Consider the following 23616-nt stretch of genomic DNA (forward strand, 5'->3'; position numbering starts at 1 on the left):
AACAAAAGATTTAAATCATTACGACAAATAATTTTGCGGAGAAAGCCGTGGATACGGAATTGCTAAAAACTTTCCTCGAAGTGAGCAGAACTCGCCACTTTGGGCGCGCCGCAGAAGCGCTTTATCTGACGCAATCGGCAGTGAGCTTTCGTATTCGACAGCTTGAAAATCAGCTCGGCGTGAACCTTTTTACCCGTCATCGCAACAACATACGCTTAACGCCAGCGGGAGAGAAACTTCTGCCCTATGCAGAAACGCTGATGAACACCTGGCAAGCCGCGCGCAAAGAGGTTGCCCATACCTCAAAGCATAATGAGTTTTCTATCGGAGCCAGCGCCTCGCTATGGGAGTGCATGCTCAGCCCATGGCTTAGTCGATTGTATCGCTCTTATGGCCACTTACAGTTTGAGGCGCGTATTGCGCAACGGCAGTCGCTGGTTAAGCAGCTGCATGAAAGACAACTGGATCTGCTGATCACGACAGAAGCACCGAAGATGGATGAATTCAGTAGCCAGGTCCTCGGGCAATTTAGCCTTGGGCTGTATGCGGCTGAACCCTCAGCTATCAAAAGCGATCTGAATTATCTGCGCCTTGAATGGGGTCCCGATTTCCAGCCGCACGAGGCAGGTCTGATTGCGACTGATGATGTGCCGGTGCTGACTACCAGTTCTGCAGAAATAGCATGCCAACAACTCGCAGCACTCAAAGGTTGCACTTGGTTGCCGCAATGCTGGGCAAGTAATAAACAGGGTTTGTATACGGTGACAGATTCAGCCCTGCTTCAGAGACCGCTTTATGCCATCTGGCTTCAGAACAGTGACAAGCAAGTGCAAATCAAAGATCTGCTAAAAATCAGTGTGATGGAGTAATTGAGCCGGTTGCAGGGACGCAATTAAGGCTTAGAGAGGAGAAAGTGGGATTTATTGCAGGCAAAAAAAAATCCTTCGCCGAAGCAAAGGATCCTTTATATGGCAGGGGCGGAGAGACTCGAACTCGCGACACCCGGTTTTGGAGACCGGTGCTCTACCAACTGAGCTACGCCCCTAAATTTCTTACTACTAAGCCTGCTAATGTAGCAGGCTTAGTTTAAATAAGTGGCGGAACGGACGGGACTCGAACCCGCGACCCCCTGCGTGACAGGCAGGTATTCTAACCGACTGAACTACCGCTCCACCGAATACTTCTACAACCACCGGTTTATTGCCCCGGTTCACTGCGTAATTTGATGCCTGGCAGTTCCCTACTCTCGCATGGGGAGGCCCCACACTACCATCGGCGCTACGGCGTTTCACTTCTGAGTTCGGCATGGGGTCAGGTGGGACCACCGCGCTACAGCCGCCAGGCAAATTCTGTAATCTGTATCAGCTGAAAATCGTCTCAAATCCCACCGAAACAGCTTCGGCGTTGTAAGGTTAAGCCTCACGGTTCATTAGTACCGGTTAGCTCAACGCATCGCTGCGCTTACACACCCGGCCTATCAACGTCGTCGTCTTCAACGTTCCTTCAGGACCCTTGAAGGGTCAGGGAGAACTCATCTCGGGGCAAGTTTCGTGCTTAGATGCTTTCAGCACTTATCTCTTCCGCATTTAGCTACCGGGCAGTGCCATTGGCATGACAACCCGAACACCAGTGATGCGTCCACTCCGGTCCTCTCGTACTAGGAGCAGCCCCCCTCAATTCTCCAGCGCCCACGGCAGATAGGGACCGAACTGTCTCACGACGTTCTAAACCCAGCTCGCGTACCACTTTAAATGGCGAACAGCCATACCCTTGGGACCTACTTCAGCCCCAGGATGTGATGAGCCGACATCGAGGTGCCAAACACCGCCGTCGATATGAACTCTTGGGCGGTATCAGCCTGTTATCCCCGGAGTACCTTTTATCCGTTGAGCGATGGCCCTTCCATACAGAACCACCGGATCACTATGACCTGCTTTCGCACCTGCTCGAGCCGTCACTCTCGCAGTCAAGCTAGCTTATGCCATTGCACTAACCTCCTGATGTCCGACCAGGATTAGCTAACCTTCGTGCTCCTCCGTTACTCTTTAGGAGGAGACCGCCCCAGTCAAACTACCCACCAGACACTGTCCGCAACCCGGATTACGGGTCCACGTTAGAACACCAGCCATTAAAGGGTGGTATTTCAAGGATGGCTCCACGCAGACTGGCGTCCACGCTTCAAAGCCTCCCACCTATCCTACACATCAAGGACCAGTGTTCAGTGTCAAGCTATAGTAAAGGTTCACGGGGTCTTTCCGTCTTGCCGCGGGTACACTGCATCTTCACAGCGATTTCAATTTCACTGAGTCTCGGGTGGAGACAGCCTGGCCATCATTACGCCATTCGTGCAGGTCGGAACTTACCCGACAAGGAATTTCGCTACCTTAGGACCGTTATAGTTACGGCCGCCGTTTACCGGGGCTTCGATCAAGAGCTTCTCCTTACGGATAACCCCATCAATTAACCTTCCGGCACCGGGCAGGCGTCACACCGTATACGTCCACTTTCGTGTTTGCACAGTGCTGTGTTTTTAATAAACAGTTGCAGCCAGCTGGTATCTTCGACTGATTTCAGCTCCACCCGCAGGGGCTTCACCTACATATCAGCGTGCCTTCTCCCGAAGTTACGGCACCATTTTGCCTAGTTCCTTCACCCGAGTTCTCTCAAGCGCCTTGGTATTCTCTACCTGACCACCTGTGTCGGTTTGGGGTACGATTTGATGTTACCTGATGCTTAGAGGCTTTTCCTGGAAGCAGAGCATTTGTTGCTTCAGCACCGTAGTGCCTCGTCATCACACCTCAGCGTTAACAAGGTACCGGATTTACCTGGAACCTCCGCCTACATGCTTAAACCGGGACAACCGTCGCCCGGCCAACATAGCCTTCTCCGTCCCCCCTTCGCAGTAACACCGAGTACAGGAATATTAACCTGTTTCCCATCGACTACGCCTTTCGGCCTCGCCTTAGGGGTCGACTCACCCTGCCCCGATTAACGTTGGACAGGAACCCTTGGTCTTCCGGCGAGCGGGCTTTTCACCCGCTTTATCGTTACTTATGTCAGCATTCGCACTTCTGATACCTCCAGCATGCCTCACAGCACACCTTCAACGGCTTACAGAACGCTCCCCTACCCAACAACACATAGTGTCGCTGCCGCAGCTTCGGTGCATGGTTTAGCCCCGTTACATCTTCCGCGCAGGCCGACTCGACCAGTGAGCTATTACGCTTTCTTTAAATGATGGCTGCTTCTAAGCCAACATCCTGGCTGTCTGTGCCTTCCCACATCGTTTCCCACTTAACCATGACTTTGGGACCTTAGCTGGCGGTCTGGGTTGTTTCCCTCTTCACGACGGACGTTAGCACCCGCCGTGTGTCTCCCGTGATAACATTCTCCGGTATTCGCAGTTTGCATCGGGTTGGTAAGCCGGGATGGCCCCCTAGCCGAAACAGTGCTCTACCCCCCGGAGATGAGTTCACGAGGCGCTACCTAAATAGCTTTCGGGGAGAACCAGCTATCTCCCGGTTTGATTGGCCTTTCACCCCCAGCCACAAGTCATCCGCTAATTTTTCAACATTAGTCGGTTCGGTCCTCCAGTTAGTGTTACCCAACCTTCAACCTGCCCATGGCTAGATCACCGGGTTTCGGGTCTATACCCTGCAACTTAACGCCCAGTTAAGACTCGGTTTCCCTTCGGCTCCCCTATACGGTTAACCTTGCTACAGAATATAAGTCGCTGACCCATTATACAAAAGGTACGCAGTCACACCACAAGGGTGCTCCCACTGCTTGTACGTACACGGTTTCAGGTTCTTTTTCACTCCCTCGCCGGGGTTCTTTTCGCCTTTCCCTCACGGTACTGGTTCACTATCGGTCAGTCAGGAGTATTTAGCCTTGGAGGATGGTCCCCCCATATTCAGACAGGATACCACGTGTCCCGCCCTACTCTTCGAGTTCACAGCAAGTGTGCTTTCATGTACGGGACTATCACCCTGTACCGTCGGACTTTCCAGACCGTTCCACTAACACACAAGCTGATTCAGACTCCGGGCTGCTCCCCGTTCGCTCGCCGCTACTGGGGGAATCTCGGTTGATTTCTTTTCCTCGGGGTACTTAGATGTTTCAGTTCCCCCGGTTCGCCTCGTTAACCTATGTATTCAGTTAACGATAGTGTGTCGGAACACACTGGGTTTCCCCATTCGGACATCGCCGGGTCAAAGGTTCATATCACCTCGCCGGCGCTTTTCGCAGATTAGCACGTCCTTCATCGCCTCTGACTGCCAGGGCATCCACCGTGTACGCTTAGTCGCTTAACCTCACAACCCGAAGCTGTTTCACTTCGCGTTGTGAAAATTTGAGAGACTCGAACACACTTTCCATCTGTTCCTGTTACGGAGAACAGACACAGTGTGTCGTTTCAATTTTCAGCTTGATCCAGATTTTTAAAGAGCAAATATCTCAAACGTGACTCTGAAGTCAGTTTTGAGATACTGATTGGTTGTGCCTTTCACTCACACCCAGCAAGTGGCGTCCCCTAGGGGATTCGAACCCCTGTTGCCGCCGTGAAAGGGCGGAGTCCTAACCGCTAGACGAAGGGGACACGATGTGTCACGACTTCGCAGCCGTCTTGCTCGTTACTTTTCATCAGACAATCTGTGTGAGCACTACAAAGGCAGGTTCTTTAAGGTAAGGAGGTGATCCAACCGCAGGTTCCCCTACGGTTACCTTGTTACGACTTCACCCCAGTCATGAATCACAAAGTGGTAAGCGCCCTCCCGAAGGTTAAGCTACCTACTTCTTTTGCAACCCACTCCCATGGTGTGACGGGCGGTGTGTACAAGGCCCGGGAACGTATTCACCGTAGCATTCTGATCTACGATTACTAGCGATTCCGACTTCATGGAGTCGAGTTGCAGACTCCAATCCGGACTACGACGCACTTTATGAGGTCCGCTTGCTCTCGCGAGGTCGCTTCTCTTTGTATGCGCCATTGTAGCACGTGTGTAGCCCTACTCGTAAGGGCCATGATGACTTGACGTCATCCCCACCTTCCTCCAGTTTATCACTGGCAGTCTCCTTTGAGTTCCCGGCCTAACCGCTGGCAACAAAGGATAAGGGTTGCGCTCGTTGCGGGACTTAACCCAACATTTCACAACACGAGCTGACGACAGCCATGCAGCACCTGTCTCAGAGTTCCCGAAGGCACCAATCCATCTCTGGAAAGTTCTCTGGATGTCAAGAGTAGGTAAGGTTCTTCGCGTTGCATCGAATTAAACCACATGCTCCACCGCTTGTGCGGGCCCCCGTCAATTCATTTGAGTTTTAACCTTGCGGCCGTACTCCCGTGCGGTCGACTTAACGCGTTAGCTCCGGAAGCCACGCCTCAAGGGCACAACCTCCAAGTCGACATCGTTTACGGCGTGGACTACCGGGTATCTAATCCTGTTTGCTCCCCACGCTTTCGCACCTGAGCGTCAGTCTTTGTCCGGGGGCCGCCTTCGCCACCGGTATTCCTCCAGATCTCTACGCATTTCACCGCTACACGAATTCTACCCCCTCTACAAGACTCTAGCCTGCCAGTTTCGAATGCAGTTCCCGGTTGAGCCCGGGGATTTCACATCCGACTTGACAGACCGCCTGCGTGCGCTTTACGCCCAGTAATTCCGATTAACGCTTGCACCCTCCGTATTACCGCGGCTGCTGGCACGGAGTTAGCCGGTGCTTCTTCTGCGAGTAACGTCAATTGCTGAGGTTATTAACCTCAACACCTTCCTCCTCGCTGAAAGTACTTTACAACCCGAAGGCCTTCTTCATACACGCGGCATGGCTGCATCAGGCTTGCGCCCATTGTGCAATATTCCCCACTGCTGCCTCCCGTAGGAGTCTGGACCGTGTCTCAGTTCCAGTGTGGCTGGTCATCCTCTCAGACCAGCTAGGGATCGTCGCCTAGGTGAGCCGTTACCCCACCTACTAGCTAATCCCATCTGGGCACATCTGATGGCAAGAGGCCCGAAGGTCCCCCTCTTTGGTCTTGCGACGTTATGCGGTATTAGCTACCGTTTCCAGTAGTTATCCCCCTCCATCAGGCAGTTTCCCAGACATTACTCACCCGTCCGCCACTCGTCACCCGAAGAGCAAGCTCTTCTGTGCTACCGTTCGACTTGCATGTGTTAGGCCTGCCGCCAGCGTTCAATCTGAGCCATGATCAAACTCTTCAATTTAAGTTTGATGCTCGTGAATTAAACTTCGTAATGAATTACGTATGTTCACTCAGAGACTTGGTATTCATTTATTGTCTTGCGACATTAAGAATCCATGTCACTTTGAGTGCCCACACAGATTGTCTGATAAATTGTTAAAGAGCAGTGCAACGCGGCTTTCGCTCACCGTTGCGAGGTCCCGTATATTACGTTTTCCTCATTCAGAGTCAAGCGATTATTTTCACTTTTCTCTGCCAGCGTTCATCGCTGAACCCCGCTGACCCGGCGGCTTGCGTGCCGTTGTTCCGTGTCAGTGGAGGCGCATTATAGGGAGTTCTCGGACGGTGACAAGCGCTAAATTAAAAAAAACTTTCAACCGTCTGTTTTTTGCTCAAAACCGTGCTATAGCGCTAGTTTTTCGAGCGTTTCGAAGCCATAACGATGCAAAACGGGTAAAAGTTGCTCAGTTACCGGGGTCAATGCCATGCAATAAGCGATATTCGCGTCGGTGGATTTCGCATCTGGCGCTTCATGTTCAAGCAGCCATGCCGTGCGACGGGCAATTGCCGCTCCCGAATCCACCAACCGGGTACCTTCCGGAAGTACGGCAAGCAGCTCTTCCTGTAATAGCGGGAAATGCGTGCAGCCCAGCACCACCGTATCTGGTGGCTCCGCCATCCGCAGCCATGGACGCAGAATACGGCGCAGCTCTTCCAGCGATACCGCCTGGCCGTGCAGTTTAGCTTCGGCCATCTCAACCAGCTCAGCAGAACCTAACATCGCAATCTGGCATTCATTGGCAAAGCGCTCGATCAGCTCACGGGTATAAGGACGTTTAACCGTCCCGCGCGTCGCCAGCAGTCCCACCACGCCATTCGCCGTCAGGCGCGCGGCAGGTTTAATCGCCGGAACGACGCCGACAACCGGGAACGGGAATTTTTCACGCAGTGCCGGAAGGGAGACTGTACTGGCGGTATTGCAGGCAATCACTGCCAGTGCGAGAGGATACTGCTGTTGTACGGCGGTAACGATCTCGACGACGCGCTCGACAATAAACGCTTCGCTCTTTTCCCCATACGGGAAAGCCACGTTATCGAACGCATAGATATAATGAAGATCCGGCAGAAGTTGCCGAATCTCATCATAGACTGAAAGCCCACCGACACCGGAGTCAAACACCAGTACGGTGGGACGTGGGTCAGAAGGTGTAGCTGCCAGACAAGGTGTATTCCCGTCCTGCAGTTTGGTAGCCATAAACTGTCTCGTAGTCTTTATCGAACAGGTTGGCTATTTTACCACGAACTGTAAGGTGAGAGGTGACAGGATATGAAACGGCGAGATCCCACAGGCTTACTCCACCCAGTTTCACGCGCTCTGAAGTAAAGGTATCAGGATCGTACGCCACGTCATAACGGGTTCCCAGATAGCGGTAGGCCAGATTCCAGTCGAGATCCCACACCTGCATGTCCAGCTGGTATTTCACCTGCTGTTTCGAACGGCGGGCAAGCACTTCGTTCGTTTTCGCATTGCGTGGATCGACGTAGTCATAGGAAACCTGATGCCCTACCGAGCCAGTATCAAACTGCGCCGTCGCTTCAATACCTTTGATACGCGCTTTGTCGACGTTGTAGTAGCGGAAAGTCCGCGGGTCGCTGCTAATCAGGTTGTCGATGTCGTTACGATAGCCTGACACACGCCAGTTCACCGGACCGGTCAGCCCCTCGAAGCCGCCCTCCCACTGCTTGCTCTCTTCCGGTTTCAGGTCCGGGTTGCCATAGCTCGCACTGTGGATCTGACTCATGGTCGGCGCTTTATAGGCTGTACCATAAGAACCAATGATCCGGTAACCGTCGATAAACTCCCATCCGGCGCTGGTCTGCCAGGTGTTATGGTTACCAAAGTTAGAGTTGTCGTCATTACGCGCGGCGGCTTCCAGGGTGACGCTATCGAACTGCTGCAGGGCAGACAGGAACACACCCGTGTTGCGCTGTTCGTAGCCTTTATCCAGATAGCCCGTTCCCGCCTGGGTTTTTTGCTTCTGCCAGTCCAGACCTGCGCCAATATTGCCGTGGCCGACAGTAACGGTGTTCAGCCACTGAGCGGTGTACTGCTTAACGTCATCCATGGTGGCAGAGGACGCATAACGGCCTTTGCTCGGATCGTAGTTCTGGTCTTTACTGCGACCATAACCAGCCACCAGCTGGGTCTGATAAATTCCCTGGTTATAGCGAAGACCGGTATCCCAGTTCTGGCTGTAAAGCTGACGCGTATCAGGGGTGCCATCGACCATAAAGTTATCGTCGTAATGCTCATAACCGTCATACGCCGTGCGGTTGTCGTAGCCGAGGCCACGCACGAAGCCGCTCAGGTTGTCAGTGATCTGCTGCTCAACGGAGCCGAACAGCGACTTACTCATAAAGCCGTCACGGTCTGGCTGACGCGGGGCATCTGCCGCATCAATATCAAAGCCGCGGGTATAGTTATAATTGCCGCCCAGGGTGATTTTGGTTTTATCCAGCACCAGCTGGAAGGAGCCATCGTAGGATTGATAGCCTTTCGAACCTACGCTGGCGTTAATTTCTGCCCCTGGCTTATCACGGCCAGTGATGATGTTAATCACACCGCCAATCGCATCTGAACCGTACAGGGCCGAGCGCGGACCACGAATGTATTCGACACGCTGAATGAGCGAAACGGGAATCTGGCTGAGATCCGGTGAGTTGCTGATCCCGGCGTTATTCAGTGGAATGCCGTCGATAAGAACCAGCACATGACGAGATTCTGTACCGCGAATAAAAGTAGAAGAGTTGGCACCCATTCCACCGCTTTGTGCAATATCAACGCCCGGTAAGCGCGACATCACCTCAACGACGCTTTTCGCCTGCCAGCGCTCGATATCTTCCCGGGTAACGACAGAGCTTGGGGCCAGGACGGTATTAGCAGGCTGTGCAACACGGTTTGCCGTCACCACCAACGAGTCTGCGCTATCCTGCGCCCAGCCCGAAAATGCCGTGACGGAAAGCGCCGTCAACAGCGATACTTTTTTTATCATTGTAAAAGCATCCACAATATAAGAAGGATGCCGCAGGCCCCACCCATAGCACGCGATGATGAAACCAAATGCGACGTGATCCCGGCAGGTCTTCGGGCTAGGTGGCGTTAACTGGATGACGACTTCCCATTTTCACAGTGTCGATTAACTCATCCCGCCAGTCTTTACCGCTGCGCGTCAGCTCCAGATTTGCACTGGATTCCCTTTTCACTCATAAGAGACCGGAAACATAATGCTACATTTAGACACGTATAGATGTCCAGACTGCCGTTAACCATTAGGGCTGGACATCCCCTGTACAATCCCTACAATCCCCGCGTAATTCATCTTCAACAGGAAGCATCATGACTCCAGAACACCTCCCGACAGAACAGTACGACGCGCAACTGGCAGAGAAAGTCGTCCGCCTGCAAAGTATGATGACGCCTTTTGCTGCGCCTGCGCCTGAGGTGTTCCGCTCCCCGGTCAGCCATTACCGTATGCGTGCCGAATTCCGTATCTGGCATGACGGCGACGACCTGTACCACATCATTTTCGATCAGCAGACCAAAAGCCGTATCCGCGTGGACAGCTTCCCGGCGGCCAGCGAGCTGATTAACCAGCTGATGACCCTGATGATGGACGGCGTGCGCAATAATCCTGTTCTGCGCCATAAGCTGTTTCAGATTGACTACCTGAGTACCCAAAGCAATCAGGCTATCGTCTCGCTGCTGTACCATAAAGCGCTGAATGACGAGTGGCGCCAGGCGGCAGAAGCCCTGCGCGATGCGCTGCGCGCGCAGAACATTAATGTGCATCTGATTGGCCGCGCGACAAAAACCAAAATTGCCCTGGATCAGGATTACATCGATGAACGCCTGCCGGTAGCGGGAAAAGAGATGATCTACCGCCAGGTTGAGAACAGCTTTACGCAACCGAACGCCGCCATGAACGTGCAGATGCTGGAGTGGGCGCTGAAGGCCACCGAAGGTTCAACCGGCGATCTGCTGGAGCTGTACTGCGGTAACGGCAACTTCTCCCTGGCGCTGGCGCGTAACTTCGAACGCGTGCTGGCTACCGAAATTGCCAAGCCGTCGGTCGCCGCCGCGCAATACAACATTGCAGCAAACCACATTGATAATGTGCAGATCATTCGTATGTCGGCGGAAGAGTTTACTCAGGCGATGAACGGCGTGCGGGACTTTAACCGTCTGCAGGGGATCGATCTGAAGAGCTATCAGTGTGAAACGATTTTCGTCGATCCGCCGCGCAGCGGGCTGGACAGCGAAACCGAGAAGATGGTGCAGGCGTACCCGCGTATTCTTTATATCTCCTGTAACCCGGAAACCTTATGCAAGAACCTGGAAACATTAAGCCAGACGCACAAGGTTGAACGTCTGGCATTGTTCGATCAGTTCCCGTATACGCACCATATGGAGTGCGGGGTGTTACTGACGGCGCGGTAACCCGTTATTGCCGGGTGGCGCTGCGCTTACCCGGCCTACAACTACAAAACAGAACCGTTACTCTGGCAGCTGCTGCTTACGGTTACGCATTTTAAAGCCAATCCAGAACACCAGCGCCACCGACAGTACAGCCGGCAGGAAGTTAGAGCCAATGTCCGGGTACTCTGCGCGCACTACGGTGCTGTACAGCAGGACGCCCAGAACAAAGAACGCTGCCGACAGCGCCGGTAAGCCTACCGGCATGGTGCGATTCTGATAACGCTGATGCAGACAGTAGACCGTCAGCACCAGAGAGATCATCGGGAAAACCGAGAACGGTACAATGGAGCTAAAAATCGCTGCGAACGTACCGTTAATGGATAAGCCAGCGATCAATGCCAGCAACAATGTTCCTTTATCCTGTCCTGTCTGTTTCATTACTCACCTTTCACTCATCGGATTGATGCGCCAGTTTTTCTTGTTCACGGCGATACCAGTAATAAGCCCCTTTAGAGATCATCCGCAGTTGCAATACCAGTCGCTCTTCGAGTTGCTTGCGTTGTTCAACGCTCACATCCAGTGCTTCGGCGCCCGCACTGAAGACTATTGTGACCATCGCCTCGGCCTGCGCCTCAGTGAAGGCGCGCGGCATATGGTTTTCGAGTTCAAGATAGTCGGCAAGTTCCGCAATAAAATGCTGAATCTCGCGGGCCACTGCGGCACGGAATGCTGCCGAGGTGCCAGAACGTTCCCGTAACAATAAACGAAACGCGTTGGGATTATTGCCGATAAACTCCATAAAAGTGGAAACGGAGGTGCGGATCACGCTGCCCCCTTTAGCGATACGCTGACGCGCCTGGCGCATCAGCTGGCGCAGCATCAGCCCGCTCTCATCCACCATGGTCAGACCCAGTTCATCTACGTCACGGAAATGACGATAGAAAGAGGTAGGCGCAATCCCGGCTTCGCGTGCGACCTCGCGCAGGCTCAGACTGGCAAAACTCCGCTCAGCACTCAGTTGACTGAATGCGGCTTCCACCAGCGAACGCCGGGTTTTCTCTTTTTGTTGTGCTCTTACGCCCATCACGATAGTTGAATCCTTCCAAAGGCCCGCTGGCACTATACCAGAGAATAAAATTAATCGGTTTACCTGGCTTACAGAATGAAGGTTTCCATGTGGTTTGTGCTCCACCACGCGAAAAGAGCACAACGATAATTGGGTTATCCCGCCAATGATGTTACTATTCTGTTGCTTTTATGTATAAGAACAGGTAAGCCTTACCATGTCACATTCCTACGATTACGACGCAATAGTTATTGGTTCCGGCCCCGGCGGCGAAGGCGCTGCTATGGGACTGGTTAAACAGGGAGCCAGAGTAGCGGTTATTGAGCGCTACCATAACGTTGGCGGCGGCTGTACCCACTGGGGCACCATCCCTTCCAAAGCCCTCCGCCACGCCGTCAGCCGCATTATTGAATTCAACCAGAACCCTCTCTACAGCGATCACTCCCGTCTCCTCCGCTCTTCTTTTGCCGATATTCTCAATCACGCGGATAACGTGATTAACCAGCAGACGCGGATGCGCCAGGGTTTTTATGAACGTAACCACTGCGAAATTCTGCAGGGCAGCGCGCATTTTGTAGATGAGCATACGCTGGCGCTGGAGTGCCATGACGGTTCTGTTGAGACGATCACCGCAGAGAAATTTGTTATCGCCTGTGGCTCACGCCCGTATCGTCCGGCCGATGTCGATTTCTCACACCCGCGCGTCTACGACAGCGACTCCATTCTGAGCCTGCATCATGAGCCGCGCCACGTGCTGATCTACGGTGCCGGGGTGATCGGCTGCGAATATGCCTCTATCTTCCGCGGCATGAACGTGAAGGTCGACCTGATTAACACCCGCGACCGTCTGCTGGCCTTCCTCGATCAGGAGATGTCCGACTCGCTCTCGTATCACTTCTGGAACAGCGGCGTGGTGATTCGCCACAACGAAGAGTACGAGAAGATCGAACCCTGCGATGATGGCGTGATCATGCACCTGAAATCCGGTAAAAAGCTGAAAGCAGACTGCCTGCTGTACGCTAACGGCCGTACGGGTAACACCGATTCGCTGGCGCTGGAGAACATCGGTCTCACCACCGACAGCCGCGGGCAAATCAAGGTTAACAGCATGTACCAGACCGCTCTGCCGCATATTTATGCCGTAGGCGATGTGATTGGCTATCCAAGCCTGGCGTCAGCGGCTTACGACCAGGGACGCATTGCGGCTCAGGCGCTGGTGAAAGGTGAAGCGACGGCGCATCTGATCGAAGATATTCCGACCGGCATTTATACCATTCCGGAAATCAGCTCTGTCGGGAAAACCGAGCAGCAGCTGACGGCCATGAAGGTGCCTTACGAGGTGGGTCGCGCCCAGTTTAAACATCTGGCGCGGGCGCAAATCGTGGGGATGAGCGTGGGTACGCTGAAGATTTTGTTCCATCGCGAGACGAAAGAGATCCTCGGCATTCACTGCTTCGGTGAGCGGGCGGCGGAAATCATTCATATCGGCCAGGCGATCATGGAGCAAAAAGGTGGTGGTAACACCATCGAATACTTTGTTAATACCACCTTTAACTACCCGACCATGGCAGAAGCTTATCGGGTAGCGGCGCTGAACGGCTTAAACCGCCTGTTTTAACTTACCGTCGAAATGGCCATCCATTGCACCACGGATGGCCTCTGCCAGCTGCTCATAGCGGCTGCGCAGCGGGGAACCCGGGCGATAAACCAGACCAATGGTACGGCGCGGTTCCGGCTTAATGCACGGCAGATAGACCACGCCGTCACGCTTACGCTCGCGCGGCACGGCCAGCGCAGGCAGCAGCGTAATGCCGCTTCCCGCCGCGACCATATTACGCAGCGTTTCCAGGCTGGTTGCGCGGAAGTGGGTATCTTCATCAGCACCCGCTTCAAAGCAGAAGCCCATCGCCTGATCGCGCAGACAGTGACCATCTTCCAGCATCAGCAGCTTTTCGCCGGCCAGATCGGCCATCGGGACGCGATCGCGGCTCGCCCACGGATGATCTTCATAGATCGCCAGCATCATCGGCTCATCAAACAGCGGCACTTCGATAAAGGCTTCGCTCTCTTTAACCAGCGCCAGAATGGCACAGTCGAGCTTGCCGCTATCAAGCTGCGCCAGCAGCTGATGGGTTTGCGCTTCATGCAGGTACATTTCGAGTTTCGGGAAGGTCTGATGCAGCATCGGAATGATGTGCGGCAGCAGGTACGGGCCAACGGTTGGGATCAGGCCAATATGCAGCGGGCCGGACATGGTCTCCCCCTGCTGGCTTGCCATTTCCTTGAGCACTTTGACCTCGCGCAACACGGTGCGCGCCTGATCCACCAGCAGGAGGCCTGCCTGGGTGAACAGCACTTTACGACTGGTGCGCTCCAGCAGCATTACGCCAAGCTCGTCTTCCAGCTTACGGATCTGACCGCTAAGCGTAGGCTGACTGACGTGGCAGGAATCTGCCGCGCGGCGGAAATGGCGATGTTCGGCTAACGCCACCAGGTATTCAAGATCACGAATATTCATTATTCATCCTCCGTCGCCACGATAGTTCATGGCGATAGATAGCATAGCAACGAACGATTATCCCTATCAAGCGTTCTGTTGAATAATGCATCACAGAGACGAGGCGGCACCGATTACCCTTGAAGTCCTGTCCCGTCTCACGAGTTTCTCTCAAAACTCGAACAACTAAAGCCAACGTGAACTTTTGCGGACCCCGTGGTCCGCATTTTTTTTGCGTAAAAAAGCCAGCGTATGGCTGGCCTTTTCCCCGGCGGCGCTACGCTTGCCAGGGCTACTCATTTTGTAGGTCGGGTAAGGCAAAGCCGCCACCCGACATATCACGGATCACACCAGACGGTTTTTCGCATCCGCGATGGCCTGCGCCACCTGCTTCGGCGACACACCGCCTTTTGCGGCACGCTTGTCCAGGCACGACTGCAGCGCCAGGATCGGATAGACATCATCGCCAATCACGCTGCTGAATTTCTGCAGATCGGAAAGCGGCAGGTCTTCCAGCGCTTTGCCCTGACGAATGGCTTCCACTACCGCTTCACCCACAATATGGTGCGCTTCACGGAAAGGCACGCCTTTAGACACGAGGTAATCCGCCAGCTCGGTGGAGTTAGCATAGCCCTGCTGAGCCGCTTCCTGACAGCGCGGACGTTTCACCTGGATGCCGTCCAGCACCAGGGTCGCCATATGCAGGCAGTCCAGCCAGGTGTCGAGCGCGTCGAACAGGCCCTCTTTGTCTTCCTGCATATCTTTGTTATACGCCAGCGGCAGCCCTTTCAGGGTCATCATCATACCGGTCAGCGCGCCCTGCACACGGCCACACTTGCCGCGGATCAACTCCAGCGCATCCGGGTTTTTCTTCTGCGGCATCAGGGAAGAGCCGGAGGTTACCCGATCCGACAGCTCAACAAACCCGGCTTCACCAGAGTTGAAGAAGATCAGGTCTTCGGCGAAACGCGACAGGTGCACCATGCCGATAGAGGCATTAGAAAGCAGTTCCAGCACGTGGTCGCGATCGGAGACGCTGTCCAGGCTGTTGCGGGTGGCGGAGGCGAAGCCCAGCCAGCCCGCCAGCTGTTCGCGGTCGATTTCATAGGCAGTACCGGCCAGCGCGCCGCTGCCCAGCGGGCTCACGTCCAGACGCTTTAAGGTATCCTGCAGACGGCTTTCATCACGCGCCAGCATCTCAACATAGGCCAGCGACCAGTGGGCAAAGGTAACAGGCTGCGCACGCTGCAGGTGGGTATAACCCGGCATCACCGCATCCTGGTTGTTCTGCGCGGTTTCCACCAGCGCGCTCTGCAGCTGACGGTTAGCCGCCAGCAGTTCCACCACGGTATCTTTGCACCACAGCTTCAGATCGGTCGCCACCTGGTCGTTACGGCTCCGGCCGGTATGCAGCTTTTTACCCAGCTGGCCGACTTTGTCGATGAGCTTCCCTTCCACCCAGCTGTGAATATCTTCGGCGTCGCTTTCGAGGATTTGCTGCGGGTTAAGACGCACCTCTTCCAGCAGATTATTCAACGCCTCTTCCAGCTGCAGCTGTTCGTCTGCGGTCAGCACGCCAACGGTGACCAGCGCTTTGGACCAGGCCACAGAGCCGACGATATCCTGTTCGGCCAGGCGGTAGTCGAAGCGCAAAGAGTCGTTGAACTGTTTGAACCGTTGATCCGCTGCCTGTGTAAAACGCCCACCCCAAAGTGCCATAACATGCTTCCTTTATTCGTTAGTTCCGCCGGTTGGCGCTACGCTTACCCGGCCTACGGTCATTCAATAAAATCTTACGCCAGAATACGCGTGCCGATCGGCGTGCCGTTAAACAGCGCCGGCAGCTGGTCCGCGTGACGCCAGGAGGCGATATCCACCGGGCGACCCAGCGTGCGCGCAGCGTCCAGCGCCGCGTTCACTTTCACGATCATGCCGTCGGTGATAATCCCCTGGTCGATCAGCTGTTCGGCTTTCGCCGCGGTCATCTCCGCGATGCGCTGGCCTTTGCCGTCCAGAATTCCGCTCACGTCAGAGAGCAGGATCAGGTCTGCACCCAGCGTCGCCGCCAGCGCGGTTGCCGCCTGATCAGCGTTGACGTTCATCAGCTGGCCTTCTTCGGTCACGCCGATAGAGCTCACCACCGGCAGGAAACCGCCTTCCAGCAGCGTATAAATCAGTTTTGGCGAACCCGGCTGCGCCAGCCCAACGTGGCCAAGCTCTTCGTCGAGCTGGGTCACTTTAACGCTGTCGCCATCGCCCAGGTAGAGGCCCACGGATGCGATGTGGTGTTTCTTCGCCCATGACAGCAGGGTTTTGTTGGCCGTACCCGCCAGCGCACCGGTAATGATGTCAATCTGATCGGCAGGCGTCACGCGCAGGCCGTTCTTCTTTTTCACCGGCAGGTTCAGGCCTTTCATTAACTCATCCACCACACAGCCGCCGCCGTGAACAATCACCAGCGGACGTTGATGTGATTCGCGATAGTTGACCAGCGCGGTAAACAGACGCTCCAGCGCCTCTTCGCTGTCCAGCAGTACACCACCAAGCTTGATAATTAATGGGTTCATCATCACACCTTAAATAAGAGACTGCGTTTCAGCATAGCCAAAACGAATATTTGCGCACTGCATTGCCTGGGCGGCTGCGCCTTTGAGTAAGTTATCTTCTGCGGCCACCACAATCAGGTGCTCGCCCTGCACGGCAAAGCCGATATCGCAGAATGGCAGGCCAACCACGTTTTTAAGCGCCGGCACGCCTTTGTCATACAGACGCACCAGCGGCTTATCCGCGTACGCCCTCGTGAAGACCTCTTTCACCTGGTCTTGGGTCACGCCCGGTTTCAGGCGGCAGGTAATAGTTTCGAGGATGCCACGCGGGAAGCTGCCCAGATGCGGAGTGAAAATCACGTCCGTACCCAGATGAGTGGTGATTTCGGGATGATGGCGGTGGTTAAACACGCCATACGGTTGCAGGCTCACTTCGCAGAAGCTGTTGGAGATAGCCGCCTTGCGCCCGGCTCCGCTCACGCCGCTGGTGGCGTTGATCACCGGCCACTGGTTCAGATCCAGCAGGCCTGCGTCGATCAGGGGTTTCAGGGCGAGCTGCGCTGCCGTAGGGTAGCAACCCGGTACAGCGATCAGGTTCACCTCTTTCAGCGCATCTGCGCTCCACTCCGCCAGACCATACACCGCCTTTTCAAGCAGATCCGGGTGCTGATGAGTGAAACCGTAGTATTTTTCATAGAACGCGGCGTCGTTCACACGGAACGCACCGGAGAGATCGAATACCACGCAACCGGCCGCCAGGAACTGCGGCGCCAGATCGTGGCTGACTTCGTGAGCGGTGGCTAAAAACACCACGTCCACGCCGTCGGTAAACTCGCTGATATCCGACATCGGCTGCAATGGCAGATCGACAACCCCTTTAAGTTGCGGATGTAAATCGGAAATTAACTTTCCTGCATCATTGCTTTGCGCTGAGACAGTCAAAGCGGTTATGGTCATATGAGGATGGCGATTCACGTAGCTTACAAGCTCTGCGCCCGCATAACCGCTAGCGCCTACAATCAGCGTATTCAACATCGGGTTCCTTTATGCTCAACGTTAATGTATTTTTATTCACATTTATTGCATGAATATTGATACTATCACGACCTAAGGTGTGTCAACAATGAAAATGAATTTACCGCCATTTATCGAGATCTACCGCGCCCTGATTGCCACGCCGTCCATCAGCGCAACGGAAGAAGCGCTGGATCAGAGTAATGAGACTTTAATCAATCTGCTGGCGGGGTGGTTCAGCGATCTCGGCTTTAAGGTGGAGGTTCAGCCGGTACCGGGAACCCGTAATAAATTTAACCTGCTCGCCAGTACCGGCCAGGGCGCGGGCGGTCTGCTGCTGGCGGGACACACCGACACCGTTCCGTTTGATGACGGGCGCTGGACGCGCGATCCCTTCACCCTGACAGAGCACGACAACAAGCTCTACGGGCTGGGCACCGCCGACATGAAAGGCTTCTTCGCCTTTATCCTCGACGCGCTGCGTGACGTTGACGTCACCACTCTGAAAAAGCCGCTCTATATTCTGGCTACCGCCGACGAAGAGACCAGCATGGCGGGCGCGCGATACTTCTCGGAAAACACGGCGATTCGCCCGGATTGCGCGATTATCGGCGAGCCGACCTCCCTGCAACCGATCCGTGCCCACAAAGGCCATATCTCTACGGCGGTGCGCGTGCTGGGCCAGTCCGGCCACTCCAGCGATCCGGCGCGCGGCGTCAACGCCATTGAACTGATGCACGACGCCATCGGCCGCATCATGACCCTGCGTGACGATTTGAAAGAGCGCTATCACTACGACGCCTTCACCGTGCCGTATCCCACGCTGAACCTCGGCAGCCTGCACGGCGGCGATGCGTCTAACCGTATCTGCGCCTGCTGTGAACTGCATATGGATATCCGTCCGCTGCCGGGCATGACTCTGAGCGATCTGAATGGCTTACTGACCGAAGCGCTGGCACCGGTGAGTGAACGCTGGCCGGGCCGTCTGACGGTGTCCGACCTGCATCCGCCGATCCCGGGTTATGAATGCCCGCCGGACCACCAGCTGGTGGAAGTGGTGGAGAAACTGCTCGGCGAGAAAACCGACGTGGTGAACTACTGCACCGAAGCGCCGTTTATTCAGACCCTGTGCCCGACCCTGGTGCTCGGCCCGGGCTCCATTAACCAGGCCCATCAGCCGGATGAGTATCTGGAAACGCGCTTTATCAAGCCCACCCGCGAACTGATTACCCAGGTTGTGCATCACTTCTGCTGGCATTAATCACGCCTCCCCTCTCTTCGGAGAGGGGAAAATCCCGCGATCTTCGTCACATTCTCATAAGCATCTCTTATCTGACGCAAAGCGAATTAAATTTCGTAAATTGCCCGCATTTATTCGTTTGCTGAACCGTTTTCGCAGCAATTGACGACGGGGGTTTTACGTGGCTTTATAAAGGGAGATGACAAAATAATGTCCGTTAGATGTCTGGCAGGGCATAAACAAAAATGATGGGGTGACTGGGTTTTTATGAACGAACAATATTCCGCGTTGCGTAGTAATGTCAGTATGCTCGGCAAAGTGCTTGGAGATACCATCAAAGACGCGTTGGGGGAAAACATCCTCGATCGCGTTGAAACTATCCGCAAGCTGTCCAAATCTTCCCGTGCAGGTAACGAAGCCAATCGTCAGGAGCTGCTCACCACTCTGCAGAACCTCTCCAATGACGAACTGCTGCCTGTTGCCCGTGCCTTCAGCCAGTTTCTGAATCTGGCGAACACCGCCGAGCAGTACCACAGCATTTCGCCGAACGGCGAAGCGGCAAGCAACCCGGAAGTGATTGCCCGTACGCTCAGAAAGCTCAAGGACCAACCCGATCTCAACGAAGCCACCATTAAAAAGGCCGTCGAATCCCTGTCGCTGGAGCTGGTGCTCACCGCCCACCCGACCGAGATCACCCGTCGTACCCTGATCCACAAAATGGTGGAAGTGAACAACTGCCTGAAGCAGCTGGATAACAAAGAGATCGTTGACTACGAACGTAACCAGCTGATGCGCCGCCTGCGCCAGCTGATTGCCCAGTCCTGGCATACCGATGAAATTCGTAAGCACCGCCCAAGCCCGGTAGATGAAGCCAAGTGGGGCTTTGCGGTGGTGGAAAACAGCCTGTGGGAAGGGGTGCCAAACTACCTGCGCGAGCTGAATGAACAGCTGGAAGAGAACCTCGGCTATCGCCTGCCGGTGGATTTTGTCCCGGTCCGCTTCACCTCCTGGATGGGCGGCGACCGCGACGGCAACCCGAACGTCACTGCCGACATCACCCGCCACGTGCTGCTGCTGAGCCGCTGGAAAGCGACCGATCTATTCCTGAAAGATATTCAGGTGCTGATCTCTGAGCTGTCGATGGTTGAAGCCACCCCGGAACTGCGCGAGCTGGCCGGTGAAGAGGGTGCGAGCGAGCCTTACCGCTATCTGATGAAAAAGCTGCGCGGCCAGCTGCTGGCAACGCAGGCCTGGCTGGAAGCGCGTCTGAAAGGCCAGCGCCTGCCGAAGCCGGAAGGACTGCTGAGCCAGAACGAGCAGCTCTGGGATCCGCTGTACGCCTGTTATAAATCTCTGCAGGCGTGCGGCATGGGCATCATCGCCAACGGCGAACTGCTCGACACCCTGCGTCGCGTGAAGTGTTTTGGCGTGCCGCTGGTGCGTATCGACGTACGTCAGGAAAGCACCCGTCATACCGAAGCGCTGGGCGAGCTGACCCGCTACCTTGGCATCGGCGACTACGAAAGCTGGTCAGAAGCCGACAAACAGGCCTTCCTGATCCGCGAGCTGAACTCCAAACGTCCTCTGCTGCCACGCAACTGGGAGCCGAGCAACGACACCCGCGAAGTGCTCAACACCTGCAAAGCGATCGTTGATGCGCCGAAAGGATCGGTGGCCGCCTATGTGATCTCCATGGCGAAGACCCCGTCCGACGTGCTGGGCGTTCATCTGCTGCTGAAAGAAGCCGGTATCGACTATGCCCTGCCGGTGGCACCGCTGTTCGAAACCCTTGATGACCTGAACAACGCCAATGACGTGATGACCCAGCTGCTGAACATCGACTGGTATCGCGGCTTTATTCAGGGCAAACAGATGGTGATGATTGGCTATTCCGACTCCGCAAAAGACGCGGGCGTAATGGCAGCCTCCTGGGCGCAGTATCAGGCGCAGGACTCCCTGATCAAAACCTGCGAGAAAGCGGGTATTGAACTGACCCTTTTCCACGGTCGCGGCGGCTCTATCGGTCGTGGCGGCGCGCCAGCGCATGCGGCGCTGCTTTCACAGCCACCGGGCAGCCTGAAAGGCGGTCTGCGTGTGACCGAACAGGGCGAGATGATCCGCTTCAAGTACGGCCTGCCGGAAGTGACCATCAGCAGCCTGTCGCTGTACACCAGCGCCATTCTGGAAGCCAACCTGCTGCCACCGCCGGAGCCGAAAGAGGCCTGGTGCCATATCATGGACGAGCTGTCAGATATCTCCTGCGATCTGTACCGCGGCTACGTGCGTGAAAACAAAGACTTCGTGCCTTACTTCCGCTCGGCCACACCTGAGCAGGAGCTGGGTAAACTGCCGCTCGGTTCCCGTCCGGCCAAGCGTCGTCCGACCGGTGGCGTTGAGTCCCTGCGTGCCATCCCGTGGATCTTCGCGTGGACGCAAAACCGCCTGATGCTCCCGGCCTGGCTGGGTGCCGGCGCCGCCCTGCAGAAAGTGGTGGATGACGGTAAGCAGAGCGAACTGGAAACCATGTGCCGCGACTGGCCGTTCTTCTCCACCCGTCTGGGCATGCTGGAGATGGTGTTCTCCAAAGTCGACCTGTGGCTGGCGGAGTACTACGATCAGCGTCTGGTGAAACCGGAGCTGTGGAAGCTGGGTACCGAACTGCGTGAACTGCTGGAAGGCGACATCAAAGTAGTGCTGGCTATCGCCAACGATTCCCATCTGATGGCCGACCTGCCGTGGATTGCGGAGTCTATCCAGCTGCGTAACATCTACACCGATCCGCTGAACGTTCTGCAGGCCGAACTGCTGTACCGTTCGCGTAAAGCAGAAGAAGAGGGTCAGGAGCCGGATCCACGTGTGGAACAAGCGCTGATGGTGACCATCGCGGGCGTTGCGGCGGGGATGCGTAACACCGGTTAATGTTTTATGCCCGGCGGCGCTGCGCTTGCACGGGCCTACGATAAGTAGGCCAGGTAAGCGTTAGCGCCACCCGGCTATTCTGGTACTCCCACCATGCCCCACGATATCACCTCAATCCTGACCGATCTGATCAACGGCACGTCGCCCCTGCATCAGGTGCGATTTGCATCTCCGGTCGACCCGATCCCCAACGCTTCTCCTCGTCTTACGATTGTTCTTGAAGGCGGAACCCATGACGCGGTGTTCTCTTCCGTCGGGTTTATTGCTGACCTTCAGCCCGCCACCCTGCTCAGCATCATTTTCGGGAAGCAGCAACTGACGCTTCAGCTCCAGCGCGACACCACCGTGTTGCTTCAGCAGCAGGTCGCCAGACGCGGGCCAAGAATCGGTGCCTTTTTGCTGCAAACCCTCGCTGAATTGCAAATGCAGCCGGACGAGCAGGCCACGGCGAGACTGGTGGTCTTAAGTCTGCTCAGCCACTGCCGCGATCTGCTGGGCAGCGACATTCACACCGCCTCCCGCAGTCGGGCACTTTTTGAAGCTATTCGCAGCCATATCGAAGAACATCATGCCGCACCGCTTACCCGTGAGTCGGTGGCGCAGGCGTTTTACATTTCACCCAACTACCTTTCTCACCTTTTTCAAAAGACCGGCAGCGTGGGGTTCAATGAATACCTGACCAGAACCCGTCTCGAGCATGCCCGACAGCTTCTCAAAGGCTATGACCTGAAAATTAAAGATATTGCTGCGCACTGCGGCTTCACGGACAGCAACTACTTTTGCCGCCTGTTTCGCAGGCACACCGAGCGCTCACCTTCGGAATATCGCCGCCAGTATCACAGCCAGCTTACCGCCAAAAACTAGCATTGTGATCGCCCTCTCACTTCGCTAAGGACCTTACATTTGTCCAGTATTTGGCAAATTTGACCTCTGGCTCACCCCGTCAGGCCCGCCGTATCCTTAATTCATACCCGCTGACTTAAGGAAAAATAATGGAATTGTATCTCGATACCGCTAACGTGGCGGACGTTGAACGCCTCGCCCGCATCTTCCCCATTGCGGGTGTCACTACCAATCCGAGCATTATTGCCGCCAGCGGTGAACCGCTCTGGGATGTCCTGCCGCGCCTGCAGAAAGCCATCGGCCCCCAGGGGACCCTGTTCGCCCAGACCATGAGCCGCAGCGCCGAAGGGATGGTTGCCGAAGCCAGACGCCTGCGTGATGCGATCCCCGACATCGTGGTCAAAATCCCGGTAACCGCAGAAGGGCTTGTCGCCATCAAAGCGCTTAAAAAAGAGGGCATTACCACGCTCGGCACCGCAGTGTACAGCGCATCTCAGGGTCTGCTGGCGGCGCTGGCCGGGGCGAAGTACATCGCGCCGTACGTTAATCGCGTGGATGCTCAGGGCGGAGACGGGATCCGCACGGTGCAGGAGCTGCAAACCCTGCTGGAACTGCATGCGCCAGACAGCATGGTGCTGGCTGCCAGCTTCAAAACGCCGCGTCAGGCGCTCGACTGCCTGCTCGCCGGCTGTGAGGCAATCACCCTGCCCACTGATGTCGCGCAACAAATGCTCAATACGCCAGCGGTAGAGTCAGCCATAGACAAGTTCGAGCAGGACTGGAAAAACACGTTTGGTAGCCTCAACCTGTAAAGGAGA

General features: G+C 55.3%; 15 protein-coding genes, 3 tRNA genes, 3 rRNA genes and 1 riboswitch. Of the genes, 7 read left to right on the forward strand and 14 right to left on the reverse strand.

The genetic code is table 11. The features are described from left to right. The first annotated feature begins 47 nt into the window (after positions 1-47). Positions 48-869, forward strand: a complete 822-nt coding sequence (hdfR, locus tag FHN83_RS10905) for an HTH-type transcriptional regulator HdfR (protein ID WP_039031247.1) — start codon at positions 48-50, stop codon at positions 867-869. 100 nt (positions 870-969) lie between these two features. Here hdfR and FHN83_RS10910 read toward each other — a convergent pair. From FHN83_RS10910 to btuB, 8 genes are all read right to left on the reverse strand, one after another. Next, positions 970-1045, reverse strand: a tRNA-Trp gene (locus FHN83_RS10910). A gap of 50 nt (positions 1046-1095) precedes the next feature. Next, a tRNA-Asp gene (locus tag FHN83_RS10915) sits at positions 1096-1172 on the reverse strand. Positions 1173-1227: 55 nt separating this feature from the next. Beyond that, positions 1228-1343: ribosomal RNA gene (gene rrf, locus FHN83_RS10920) — 5S ribosomal RNA — on the reverse strand. Positions 1344-1408: 65 nt separating this feature from the next. Continuing rightward, positions 1409-4313, reverse strand: a 23S ribosomal RNA gene (locus FHN83_RS10925). Positions 4314-4522: 209 nt separating this feature from the next. Continuing rightward, positions 4523-4597, reverse strand: a tRNA-Glu gene (locus tag FHN83_RS10930). An 87-nt stretch (positions 4598-4684) separates the two neighbouring features. After that, positions 4685-6218 (reverse strand): 16S ribosomal RNA (locus FHN83_RS10935). Together the 16S, 23S and 5S rRNA genes with 3 tRNA genes alongside form the textbook arrangement of a ribosomal RNA operon. Positions 6219-6599: 381 nt before the next feature. Further along, positions 6600-7451, reverse strand: a complete 852-nt coding sequence (murI, locus tag FHN83_RS10940; protein WP_138370870.1) for a glutamate racemase — start codon at positions 7449-7451, stop codon at positions 6600-6602. Next, a complete protein-coding gene (gene btuB / locus FHN83_RS10945; RefSeq protein ID WP_139563825.1) occupies positions 7396-9249 on the reverse strand; it encodes a TonB-dependent vitamin B12 receptor BtuB in 1854 nt (617 codons plus the stop codon). The genes murI and btuB overlap by 56 nt, the downstream gene beginning before the upstream one ends. Before the next feature lie 65 nt (positions 9250-9314). Beyond that, positions 9315-9490, reverse strand: a riboswitch (cobalamin riboswitch). Positions 9491-9593: 103 nt separating this feature from the next. Between btuB and trmA the strand changes: the two genes are divergently transcribed. Next, positions 9594-10694, forward strand: coding sequence for a tRNA (uridine(54)-C5)-methyltransferase TrmA (trmA, locus tag FHN83_RS10950; RefSeq protein ID WP_138370872.1), 1101 nt, complete (start codon positions 9594-9596; stop codon positions 10692-10694). Positions 10695-10751: 57 nt separating this feature from the next. Here trmA and FHN83_RS10955 read toward each other — a convergent pair whose 3' ends face one another. Together FHN83_RS10955 and fabR are read right to left on the reverse strand one after the other, a co-directional pair. Then, positions 10752-11111 (reverse strand): YijD family membrane protein, encoded by a 360-nt coding sequence (locus FHN83_RS10955; protein WP_032615232.1) that lies wholly within the window; start codon positions 11109-11111, stop codon positions 10752-10754. 10 nt (positions 11112-11121) lie between these two features. Continuing rightward, complete coding sequence (gene fabR / locus FHN83_RS10960) at positions 11122-11760, reverse strand: HTH-type transcriptional repressor FabR (RefSeq protein WP_032615233.1); 639 nt, start codon at positions 11758-11760, stop codon at positions 11122-11124. A gap of 196 nt (positions 11761-11956) precedes the next feature. On the opposite strand from fabR, the gene sthA reads away from it, so the two are divergent. Further along, positions 11957-13357 (forward strand): Si-specific NAD(P)(+) transhydrogenase, encoded by a 1401-nt coding sequence (gene sthA, locus FHN83_RS10965; protein WP_138370873.1) that lies wholly within the window; start codon positions 11957-11959, stop codon positions 13355-13357. Here sthA and oxyR read toward each other — a convergent pair. The 4 genes from oxyR to argC all read right to left on the reverse strand — a co-directional run bounded on the left by oxyR (position 13340) and on the right by argC (position 17817). Beyond that, the gene (gene oxyR / locus FHN83_RS10970) at positions 13340-14257 is read right to left on the reverse strand and encodes a DNA-binding transcriptional regulator OxyR (RefSeq protein ID WP_138370874.1); all 918 of its coding nucleotides are present in this window, start codon (positions 14255-14257) and stop codon (positions 13340-13342) included. The genes sthA and oxyR overlap by 18 nt on opposite strands. A 324-nt stretch (positions 14258-14581) precedes the next feature. Then, positions 14582-15955 (reverse strand): argininosuccinate lyase, encoded by a 1374-nt coding sequence (gene argH, locus FHN83_RS10975; RefSeq protein WP_138370875.1) that lies wholly within the window; start codon positions 15953-15955, stop codon positions 14582-14584. Between the two features lie 74 nt (positions 15956-16029). After that, positions 16030-16806: an acetylglutamate kinase gene (gene argB, locus FHN83_RS10980; RefSeq protein ID WP_139563826.1), complete on the reverse strand. Its 777-nt coding sequence runs from the start codon at positions 16804-16806 to the stop codon at positions 16030-16032. Between the two features lie 6 nt (positions 16807-16812). Further along, complete coding sequence (argC, locus tag FHN83_RS10985) at positions 16813-17817, reverse strand: N-acetyl-gamma-glutamyl-phosphate reductase (RefSeq protein ID WP_139563827.1); 1005 nt, start codon at positions 17815-17817, stop codon at positions 16813-16815. A gap of 88 nt (positions 17818-17905) precedes the next feature. Between argC and argE the strand changes: the two genes are divergently transcribed. The 4 genes from argE to fsa all read left to right on the forward strand — a co-directional run bounded on the left by argE (position 17906) and on the right by fsa (position 23610). After that, complete coding sequence (gene argE, locus FHN83_RS10990; protein WP_138370878.1) at positions 17906-19057, forward strand: acetylornithine deacetylase; 1152 nt, start codon at positions 17906-17908, stop codon at positions 19055-19057. Positions 19058-19303: 246 nt separating this feature from the next. Beyond that, complete coding sequence (gene ppc, locus FHN83_RS10995; protein WP_138370879.1) at positions 19304-21955, forward strand: phosphoenolpyruvate carboxylase; 2652 nt, start codon at positions 19304-19306, stop codon at positions 21953-21955. Positions 21956-22048: 93 nt separating this feature from the next. Further along, complete coding sequence (locus FHN83_RS11000; protein ID WP_139563828.1) at positions 22049-22819, forward strand: helix-turn-helix transcriptional regulator; 771 nt, start codon at positions 22049-22051, stop codon at positions 22817-22819. 128 nt (positions 22820-22947) lie between these two features. Continuing rightward, positions 22948-23610 (forward strand): fructose-6-phosphate aldolase, encoded by a 663-nt coding sequence (fsa, locus tag FHN83_RS11005; protein WP_139563829.1) that lies wholly within the window; start codon positions 22948-22950, stop codon positions 23608-23610. Positions 23611-23616 lie beyond the last annotated feature (6 nt).

Origin of the sequence: Leclercia adecarboxylata (assembly GCF_006171285.1) — a bacterium.
GTDB classification, from domain to species: domain Bacteria; phylum Pseudomonadota; class Gammaproteobacteria; order Enterobacterales; family Enterobacteriaceae; genus Enterobacter; species Enterobacter barmai.